A 9473-nucleotide genomic window follows, 5' to 3' on the forward strand; every position below is an offset into this window, starting at 1 on the left:
CCGGCGCCAGGCTGGCGCTGATGCGGCCGATCATCGGCCGGCCCAGCAGCAGGATGGCGACCAGCGCCACCAGCGCGAGCATCGCGCTCTCGATCAGCCGGGCGCCGAGGGTGGGCGAGATGGGCAGGCCGAAGAAGCCGTCCGGCGCATCGGCCGGCGCATCCTCGACGAAGCGCATGGACACCACCTCGACGCGGTCGCCGCGCCGCTCGTCGAAGCCGATGGCGCTGCGCACCAGGGCGGCGATGCGGTTCAGCTCCTCGGGCGTCCGTTCCCGCCAGCGCGGCGCGGCGCCCTCCACCGGCTCGGACACCCCGTCCACCAGCACGGCGATGGATTGCCGGCGGATGGTCGGATGCTCCCGCAGGGTGTTGCGGATGGTCCGGCCGATCTCGAAATTGGTCGTCTCCTCCTGCCGGCTCTCCTGGCTGGCGCCGCCGCCCGGCTGCTCCCCGCCCGGCAGGTTGCCGGCGACCGTGGTGGGCGGCGGCTCGGCGCCGCGGCTCTGTTCGGAGACGGATTGCTGGCTGCGCGCCACCTGGTTCTCGGGGTCGAAGCGCTCGTCCCGCGTCTCGATGCGGTCGAAATCCATCTCGACCGTCGCCTCGGCGCGGACCCGGCCGGGGCCGAGGCTGCGCTCCAGCAGCTCCTCCACCGCCCGGCCCAGCCGCATCTCGTGGCCGCGGCGCAATTCCTCCTGCGTCTGGGCGGCGGCGGGGCCGGCCAGCGCCTGGCCGCCGCGGGCCAGCAGGGCGCCGCGGCTGTCGACGATGGAGATGTTGGTGGGCTTCAGGCCGGGCACGGCGGTGGCGACCAGATGCAGCACCGCCTGCACCCCGTCCCGGTCCAGCCGCTGGGCGCCCTGCATGGCCAGCACCACCGTCGCCTGCGCCTCCCCCCGCTCGCGCGAGAAGGCCTCCCGCCGCGGCAGCACCAGATGAACCCGGGCGCTGCGGACGCCGGCGATGCCGCGGATGGTCCGCGCCAGCTCCCCCTCCAGCGCGCGCAGCCGGTTCACCTCCTGCTGGAAGGGGGTGGTGGTCAGGCTCTCGTTGCGGTCGAAGATCTCCCAGCCCACGCCGCCGCCGGCCGGCAGGCCTTCCCGCGCCAGCAGCAGCCGCAGCCGCGGCGCCTGGTCGGCCGGCGCCAGCACCTGGGTGCCGCCGGCGGCGATGCGGTAGGGGACCTTCTGGCGTTCCAGCGCCGCGACCACGGCGGCGGCATCGCGCGGCTCCAGCTCCCCGAACAGGGGCGCCATGGGCGGGTCGCCGGCGCGGAGCGCCAGCACGGCCAGCAAGCCGAGCAGGGCCAGGCCGACGCCGCCGAGCGCCGCCAGCCGCATCGGCCCCAGCGCCTTCAAGCCGGCGATCACCCCGCCCATGCCGCCACCTCCTGTGCGAGCGGGGGCCGGCCGGCGCCGCGCCGGCGGTGCGAATGGCCCCCACCCGGCAGGAATTGCCGCAGTTCGGATTGCAAACCGGTTAAGCTGGCGCCCGGGGCGGGCCCGCCGCCGGGACACAGCCCCGCGCGTGGCGCGATTTACAGGGGTGGGGCACCTTGTTATCTCCGCCGCGCCGTGCGGAAAGCGGCATCGGCGGCTCTCTGGTCGCGCGTGCAGAAGGGGTCCGGCCGGGCATGAAGATCGTCGCCTGCAACAGCAACCGTCCGCTCGCGGAGGCCGTGGCCGCCTCGCTCGGCCTGCCGCTCACCTCGGCCTCAATCCGGCGCTTCGCCGACATGGAGGTCTTCGTCGAGATCAACGAGAACGTGCGCGGCGAGGACGTGTTCGTGGTGCAGTCCACGAGCTACCCGGCCAACGACAACCTGATGGAGCTGCTGATCACGCTGGACGCGCTGAAGCGCGCCAGCGCCCGGCGCATCACCGCGGTCATCCCCTATTTCGGCTATGCCAGGCAGGACCGGAAATCGGGCAGCCGCACCCCGATCAGCGCCAAGCTGGTGGCCAACCTGATCACGGCGGCCGGCGCCAACCGCGTGCTGACCATGGATCTGCACGCGGCGCAGATCCAGGGCTTCTTCGACATCCCCGTGGACAACCTGTTCGCCGCGCCGCTCTTCACCCGGGACGTGCAGGACCGCTACCAGGGGCGGGAGCTGATGGTCGTCTCCCCCGATGTGGGCGGCGTTGTGCGCGCCCGGGCGCTGGCGGCCCGGCTGCACACGGAACTCGCGATCATCGACAAGCGGCGGCCGCGCGCCGGCGTCTCGGAAGTCATGAACGTCATCGGCGAGGTCGAGGGGCGCCACTGCATCCTGGTGGACGACATCGTCGATTCCGGCGGCACCCTGTGCAACGCCGCCGAGGCGCTGATGAAGAACGGCGCCAACGGCGTGTCGGTCTACGTCACCCACGGCGTCTTCTCGGGCGGGGCGGTGGCGCGCGTCGGCGCCTCCCCGATCGAGAACATGACGGTGACGGACAGCATCCTGGCGACCGAGGCGGTGCGCATCTCCTCGAACATCCGCCAGGTCACCATCGCCCCGCTGCTGGCCGAAGCAATGCGCCGCATCTCCGAGGAAAGCTCGGTCTCCTCCCTGTTCAACTGACGCGCACCCGGTCCGGCTGCGGCTCGTTCGGACCGGAACACTGTTCCGTCAATGACAGCGTGCTGATCCCGCACCGACTGTCTTGCATACAGTAGGCATGTCTGTATCGGCCGCGGCCGCCGGCGCCGCGCGCCGGCCCGGGCCCGCCCGCCAGCCTCCGCGTCCCCGACGGCCCTCCGCAGCGACATCGTCGAAGGGACGCCGAGATGGACGGATCGCCCACCACCCCAGCCGCATTCAAGGCGGCGCTGCCCGGGACAGCCGCCACCTACGCGGCCGGCCTGGCGCCGCAGCCCCTGCCCGCCCCCGGCATCGCCCACCCGGCGCTGCGCGCCGCCGCCCTGGTCGCCGGCAAGCCGGTGCCGGCGGCCAGCCTGGCCATGGTCGGGCTGGGGGATGTGCTGGGCAATGCCGGCCGCATCGGCCGCGCCACCGATGGCGGCAATGCCGGCCATGGCCTGGATGGCGGCGATGGCGGCGAGGCGGTGAGCGGCACGCTGCTGGGCAGCCTGCTGCAGTCGGTGGTCGGGATCGAGGTGGCGCGGACCGGCCAGGCCAGCGCCCGCGGCGCCGATGGCCCGGACGGCGCCTTCGGCGGCATCGGCAAGGCCGGCATCGGCACCGACGGGGCCAGTGTCTCCGGCCGGTTCATCGGCAGCTGGCTGCGGCTGGATGACAACGCCGCCACGCTGCGCTTCGGCAATGTCACCGCCGGGGAGGGTGGCGCAGGCATCGCCGGCGCCGGCGGCGCGGGCGGGCATGGCGGCGATGGCGGCGATGGCGGCCTGGCGGTGACCGGCCTGGTGGTTCAGGGCATCACGGAAAGCCTTCTCGACTCCGAAACGCTGCTGACCGGCCGCAGCTTCGCCACCGGCGGGGATGGCGGCGACGGCGGCCGCGGCGGCACTGGCGGCAATGCCTTCGCCGGCGATGGCGGCACCGCCCGCGGCCATGTCTTCAACGCCCTGCTGCAGATCGGGCACAACCACGGCGAGGTGCTGTTCGGCGACGTCACCGGCGGCCGTGGCGGGGATGGCGTGGCGGGCCGCGGCGGCGCCGGCGGGCATGGCGGCACGGGCGGCGATGGCGGCCTGGCGGTGACCGGCATCGTCACCGGCGACATCGCCCTGTCCGCCGTGGCGGCGGAGGTGCTGCGATCCGGCTTCGCCCGGGCGGAAGCCGGCGATGGCGGCCAGGGCGGCCGCGGCGGCAATGGCGGCGATGCCCGGGCCGGCCAGGGCGGCGACGCCTATGGCCACCGGCTGGACGGCGCGGTCTGGCTGGACGGCAATCACGGCCTGATCGATTTCGGCCAAGTGACCGGCGGGGCCGGCGGGAAGGCGATCGCCGCCCTGGCCGGCGCGGCTGGCCGGGACGGCGCGCCGGGCGATGGCGGCATCGCCGTCACCGGCGTGGCGCTGGGCGATGTCGCGCAGTCCATCGTGATCATCGACAATGCCTTCACCGGCGCGGCCGCGGCCGATGGCGGCGTCGACGGCCTGGGCGGGGCCGGCGGCCTGGCCGGCCGCGCCTTCGCCGGCGATGGCGGCGATGCCCGTGGCCATGCCTTCAAGACGGGCCTGCTGGTGACCGGCAATGCCGGCACGATCGACCTGGGCGACGTCACCGGTGGCACCGGGGATCGCGGGGGCGACGCCTTCGGCCACCGCTTCCAGGGCTGGACCGGGATCGAGGGCAATCTGGGCGAGATCCATTTCGGCGACGTCACCGGCGGCGCCGGGCGGACCGGCGGCGATGCCTATGGCCACCAGTTCCTCGGCCTGCTCGACATCGAGGACAACCGGGGCTTGATCGACTTCGGCGCGGTGGCCGGCGGCGCCGGCCCGGCGCCGGGCCATGCCTGGGGGCACCTGTTCAACGGCAGGGTCGAGGTGGAGGACAATTACGGCACGCTGGAATTCGGCGGGGTGGTGAACCTTGGCCGGTTCGAGATCGAGGCCAACCACGGGACTATCCGCTTCGGCATCGTGCTCGACCTCGGCGACCTCGAGATCCTCGACAACTACGGCGAGGTCCACTTCGCCGCGGGCACCGACATGAGCCGCATCGGGATCGCCGGCAACCACGGCAGCATCTGGCTCGGCGAGGCGCTCTGGGCCTGAGCCGGGGCGAAACGGGACGCGGCGGGGCGGCCGGGAAGGCCGCCCCCTCCCGCAACAATCGCCGCTATGCCGGAACAATGCACGGCGGACGTGCAGCCTGACCTGTACTTGCCTGCAACGGACGGATTTTTCAGACCAACTTCAACTGCCGCACGTTATCAAAATAACGCATTGGTGCGTTATGCAGCATTCCATTGACGACCCTTGCAGATGCCGACTAGCCTCCTTGAAGCAACGTCGCGGGTGGATGAAAGTTCTTCCAGCACAGCGGCGGTTCGCTACCGATGATAGTGTAAATACTGTTTCGCTCGACCTTTGAGAAGGAAAGTATTGCAGGGATCGATTGTCGGCCGCCTGGCGGTTACGGCGCATCCTTACAGCACTGCCTGAGCGGCGGGACGGAGTGCGACCGGATGTGCCGGGCGTGCCCCGATGCCCGCGGCTGCACGGAATACGCGGCTTTGGCCGCGCAACGGGATGCAGCGCCGAGCGGCGCTGCATGGTTGGGGGAAAACCCCGTCATCCCCCTCAGGATGAGGGGCAGAGGAGAGAGTCCATATGAGCAACATCACCACGCTGACCGATGCCGAGCTCGATGCCGTCAGCGGCGGGTTCATCATTCCTGTGATCAGCGTCAAGGTCATCGGCGGCAACGGCGGCAGCGCAGTCAGCGGCATCGCCACCGGCAACAACAAGGGTTTTGTCGTCAAGATCGGCAACGGCAACACCGGCGGCAACTCGGCCAACGGCAACATCAGCTTCAACTTCTGATATTCCGGGCTGCGCGCGCCAGTCCTGGCGCGCGCAGTACTCGGCGCCGTGCCATCGCCCGGGGCGGCGCGACCTGCGCCTGCCCCTTGTCCCAGATCCCGGTACCGCCCCCGGTGCCATGCGGGCGGAGGAGGCACAGAGCTTGAGCACCGCGACCACCACCGCCACCACCCCGCTTGCCACCCTGGCCGATGCCGACCTGGACGCCGTCTGCGGCGGCGGCACCAACATCGTCGTCATCGGCGGCAATGGCGGCGTTGCCGTCAGCGGCGTCGTGGTCGGCAACATCACCGGGTCCTATGTCAGCATCGGCAATGGCTACACCGGCTCCGCCTCGGCCAACGGCAACATCTCTGCAAGGCTGAGCGGCCTCTTCCGCCGCTGACCACGGCACAACACGGAGGCGCGCGGGACCGGCCGGACCCGCGCCCGCCCGCGGGAGCGCGCGTATCGTGGACCTGCCCGCCAAGCGTCCCCTGTTCCGCCAGGACGTCGTCGCCTTCCAGCAGCTCGACCGGCAATGGGGCCGCGTGGTGCCGCTGCAGCCGCTACGGCTGCGGCTGACCGTCTGGTTCATCATCGCCGCCGTGGCCAGCGTCATCGGCTTCCTGTTCTTCGCGCAATATGCGCGGAAGGAAACGGTGGCGGGCTACCTGATCCCCGCCGCCGGCACGGCCCGCGTCTTCGTCTCCCAGCCCGGCAATGTCGGCGCGCTGTTCGTCGAGCAGGGCCAGCTGGTCGAGGAAGGGCAGCCGCTGCTCACCGTCGTCACCGGCCAGATCAGCGACAGCGGCGAGGACGTGAACGCCACCATCCTGGCCAGCCTGCGGCGCCAGCGGGAGGAGATGCTGCGCCAGGTCGCGTCGGAGGAACGCCGCACCGCGTCGGAGCGCGAGCGGCTGCAGGCGCAGATCCAGGGCTACGAGGCCGAGCTGGGCCAGATCGAGGCGCAGGTGACGGTGCAGCGTGAGCGCATCCGGGTGGTGGAGCGCATCCTCGCCTCCGGCCAGCAGCTCGCCGCCCGCGGCCTCGCCTCGGAACTCGACCAGCGGCGCCGCGAGGAGAACCTGCTGGAGCAGCGCCAGGCGCTGAACTCCCTCGCGCAGCAATACATCGCCCGGCGCAGCCAGATGACCGAGGCGCGCTTCACGCTGGAACAGCTGCCCTTCCAGCAGGCGGAGAAGATCCAGGCGCTGCGCAACGACCTGTCGGCGGCCGAGCAGCGGATCGCCGAGGTGGATGGCAGGCGGGCCTATGTCCTGCGCGCGCCGATGGCCGGCCGTATCTCCTCCCTGCAGGCGACCGTCGGGCAGCCGGCGCGGCCGGACCGGCTGCTGCTGCAGATCATCCCGGCCGCGGCGGCGCTGCAGGCGGAGCTGTTCATCCCCGCCCGCGCCATCGGCTTCGTCGCGGTCGGGCAGCCCGTGCGCATCCTGTACGACGCCTTCCCCTACCAGCATTTCGGCACCTATCGCGGCCGGATCGAGACCGTGTCGCAGAGCATCCTGACCGCGTCCGACATCGCCACGCCGGTGACGCTGAAGGAGCCGGCCTATCGCGCCACCGTCTCGCTCGAGCGGCCGGACGTCGATGCCTATGGCCGCCGCGTGCCGCTGCAGCCGGACATGCTGCTGCGCGCCGACATCATCCTGGAACGCCGCACCCTGGTGGACTGGATCCTCAACCCGCTGCTGAGCGCGAGGATCCAGGGATGATCCAGGAGATGCTGGATTTCGGCGGCCGCCGCCGGCTGCCGAGCATCCTGCAGACCGAGGCGGCGGAATGCGGCCTCGCCTGCCTGGCCATGGTGGCGAGCTTCCATGGCCACCGGGTGGACCTGAACACGCTGCGCCGCCGCCATCCCGTCTCGCTCAAGGGCGTGACCCTGCGCGGGCTGATCCAGGTGGCGAACCAGATGCAGCTCGCCTGCCGGCCGCTGCGGTTCGAGCTGGAGGCGCTGGGCGAGCTGAACCTGCCCGCCATCGTCCACTGGGACATGAACCACTTCGTGGTGCTGAAGTCGGTCGGCGCCCGCGGCATCACGGTGCATGACCCGGCTTCCGGCAGCAAGACCTACAGCCTGGCGGAGGCGTCGAAGCACCTGACCGGCGTCGCGCTGGAGCTTTCGCCCGCCGAGGGCTTCACCCCGCGGGTCGAGCGCGCGCGGCTGCCGCTGCGGCTGTTCTGGGGCCGCATGCAGGGCGTCTCGACGCCGCTGGCCCAGGTCTTCGCCCTGTCCATCATCCTCGAGCTGCTGGTGGTGGCGGCGCCCTTCTACATGCAGCTGACGGTCGACGAGGTGGTGGCGCGCGGCGACGTGGACCTGATGCTGGCCCTCGCGCTCGGCTTCCTGCTCCTCGCCGCGCTCAACGTCGCCACCAACGCGCTGCGGTCGCATATCGTGCTGGTGGTGCAGAACGCCGTGCATTTCCAGATGGGGGCGCGGCTGTTCCACCACCTGGTGCGCCTGCCGCTCGGCTTCTTCGAGAAGCGGCATATCGGCGACGTGCTGAGCCGCTTCAATTCCATCGAGCCGATCCGCAACGCACTGGCCGAGGGGCTGATCCTGGCCGTCATCGACGGCATCATGGCGCTGGCGACCCTGGCGATGATCTTCATCTACTCGCCGACCCTGGCGGCGGTGGTGATCGCCGCGCTGCTGCTCTACCTGCTCGCCCGGCTGGCGCTCTACCGCCGCTTCCGCGACCTGAGCGAGGCGGCGATCCAGGCCGAGGCGGTGGAGAATTCCAACTTCATCGAGACCGCCCGCGCCATCCAGAGCGTGAAGCTGTTCAACCGGGAATCCGACCGCGAGGGGCTCTGGCTGAACCGCCACGCCGATACGGTGAACGCCAACATCCGCCTGGGCCGGGCGGAGATCCGCTTCCGCACCATCAACGGCGCCATCTTCGGCGTCGAGAACATCGTGACCGTCTACCTTGCCGCCATGTTCGCGCTGCAAGGCCAGATGACGGTCGGCATGATCTTCGCCTTCATGGCCTACAAGCAGAACTTCACCGGCAAGGCCTCCGCCCTGGTGGAGAAGCTGCTGGAATTCCGCCTGCTGGACCTGCACCTGGAACGCATCGCCGACATCGCCACCAACCCGGTGGAGCCGGGGCATGACCGGCCGCTGGCCTACACCACGCCGATCCGGGGCGGGCTGGAGCTGCGCAACGTCTCCTTCCGCTATGCCGAGACAGAGCGCTTCGTGCTGGAGAACGTGAACATCCGCGTCGAGGCGGGGCAGTTCGTCACCATCATGGGCCCCTCCGGCGGCGGCAAGACCACGCTGCTGAAGATCATGCTCGGCCTGCTGGAGCCGACCAGCGGAGAGGTGCTGGTGGACGGCGTGCCGCTGCCGACCATCGGCTACCGCATCTACCGCGAGCAGGTGGCGGCGGTGATGCAGGAGGACCAGCTGCTCTCGGGCTCGATCGCCGACAACATCTGCTTCTTCGACCCGACCTTCGACCAGGACCGCATGGTCAGCTGCGCCCAGATGGCCGGCATCCATGAGGAGATCATGGCCATGCCCATGGCCTACAACAGCCTGATCGGCGACATGGGCAGCTCTCTCTCGGGCGGGCAGAAGCAGCGGGTGCTGCTGGCGCGCGCGCTCTACAAGATGCCGAAGATCCTCTTCCTCGACGAAGGCACCGCGCATCTCGACGTGGAGAAGGAGCGGCAGATCAACGAGCGCCTGCGCCGCCTTTCCATCACCCGCATCAGCGTCGCGCATCGGCCGGAGATGATGAATGGCGCCGACACGGTGCTGCGCATCGGCGCCGAGCCGGTGGGCTGACGCCAGGCGCCCTCGGGGACCGGGCGGCGGGATCGTCCTGGCGCCCGCGGGCGCCGGGCGGCCCCTATGGCCATGGATCCGGGGCCTTCCCGCCGCAGGGCGCGGGTCCATCGAGGTCGCGCCGCGGATGCGGTTCCGTCGCGGCGGGCGCCGCTCGGCGCCTGGGCCGGCCGCGGGCCGGTCCACCGCGCCGCCGGCCCGCCGCC

General features: G+C 71.2%; 7 protein-coding genes. 6 read left to right on the top strand and 1 reads right to left on the bottom strand.

Going from position 1 to position 9473, the window contains the following annotated elements; translation table 11 throughout:
- A partial coding sequence (gene fliF / locus E2C05_RS24390) for a flagellar basal-body MS-ring/collar protein FliF (protein WP_133222247.1) occupies positions 1-1381 on the bottom strand: 1381 nt, incomplete at its 3' end.
- Positions 1382-1635: 254 nt separating this feature from the next.
- Between fliF and E2C05_RS24395 the strand changes: the two genes are divergently transcribed.
- The 6 genes from E2C05_RS24395 (at position 1636) to E2C05_RS24420 (ending at position 9267) form a co-directional block, all read left to right on the top strand.
- The gene (locus tag E2C05_RS24395) at positions 1636-2568 is read left to right on the top strand and encodes a ribose-phosphate pyrophosphokinase (RefSeq protein ID WP_133222248.1); all 933 of its coding nucleotides are present in this window, start codon (positions 1636-1638) and stop codon (positions 2566-2568) included.
- A 206-nt stretch (positions 2569-2774) separates the two neighbouring features.
- Positions 2775-4691 (top strand): hypothetical protein, encoded by a 1917-nt coding sequence (locus E2C05_RS35215; RefSeq protein ID WP_133222249.1) that lies wholly within the window; start codon positions 2775-2777, stop codon positions 4689-4691.
- A gap of 558 nt (positions 4692-5249) precedes the next feature.
- Positions 5250-5462 (top strand): class IIb bacteriocin, lactobin A/cerein 7B family, encoded by a 213-nt coding sequence (locus E2C05_RS24405; RefSeq protein ID WP_133222250.1) that lies wholly within the window; start codon positions 5250-5252, stop codon positions 5460-5462.
- Positions 5463-5604: 142 nt separating this feature from the next.
- On the top strand, positions 5605-5847 hold the full coding sequence (locus tag E2C05_RS24410) for a hypothetical protein (protein ID WP_133222251.1): 243 nt from the start codon (positions 5605-5607) through the stop codon (positions 5845-5847).
- Between the two features lie 67 nt (positions 5848-5914).
- On the top strand, positions 5915-7177 hold the full coding sequence (locus tag E2C05_RS24415; RefSeq protein ID WP_200306061.1) for an HlyD family efflux transporter periplasmic adaptor subunit: 1263 nt from the start codon (positions 5915-5917) through the stop codon (positions 7175-7177).
- Positions 7174-9267: a peptidase domain-containing ABC transporter gene (locus tag E2C05_RS24420; RefSeq protein ID WP_133222252.1), complete on the top strand. Its 2094-nt coding sequence runs from the start codon at positions 7174-7176 to the stop codon at positions 9265-9267. The genes E2C05_RS24415 and E2C05_RS24420 overlap by 4 nt, the downstream gene beginning before the upstream one ends.
- Positions 9268-9473: the final 206 nt, after the last annotated feature.

Source organism: Paracraurococcus ruber (genome assembly GCF_004353985.1).
Classification (GTDB): domain Bacteria; phylum Pseudomonadota; class Alphaproteobacteria; order Acetobacterales; family Acetobacteraceae; genus Paracraurococcus; species Paracraurococcus ruber.

Excerpts from the sequence above, each read along its gene's own strand:
- E2C05_RS24420 (WP_133222252.1), top strand. The coding sequence starts at position 7,174 with ATGATCCAGGAGATGCTGGATTTCGGCGGCCGCCGCCGGCTGCCGAGC.
- E2C05_RS24395 (WP_133222248.1), top strand. The coding sequence starts at position 1,636 with ATGAAGATCGTCGCCTGCAACAGCAACCGTCCGCTCGCGGAGGCCGTG.
- E2C05_RS24405 (WP_133222250.1), top strand. The coding sequence starts at position 5,250 with ATGAGCAACATCACCACGCTGACCGATGCCGAGCTCGATGCCGTCAGC.
- E2C05_RS35215 (WP_133222249.1), top strand. The coding sequence starts at position 2,775 with ATGGACGGATCGCCCACCACCCCAGCCGCATTCAAGGCGGCGCTGCCC.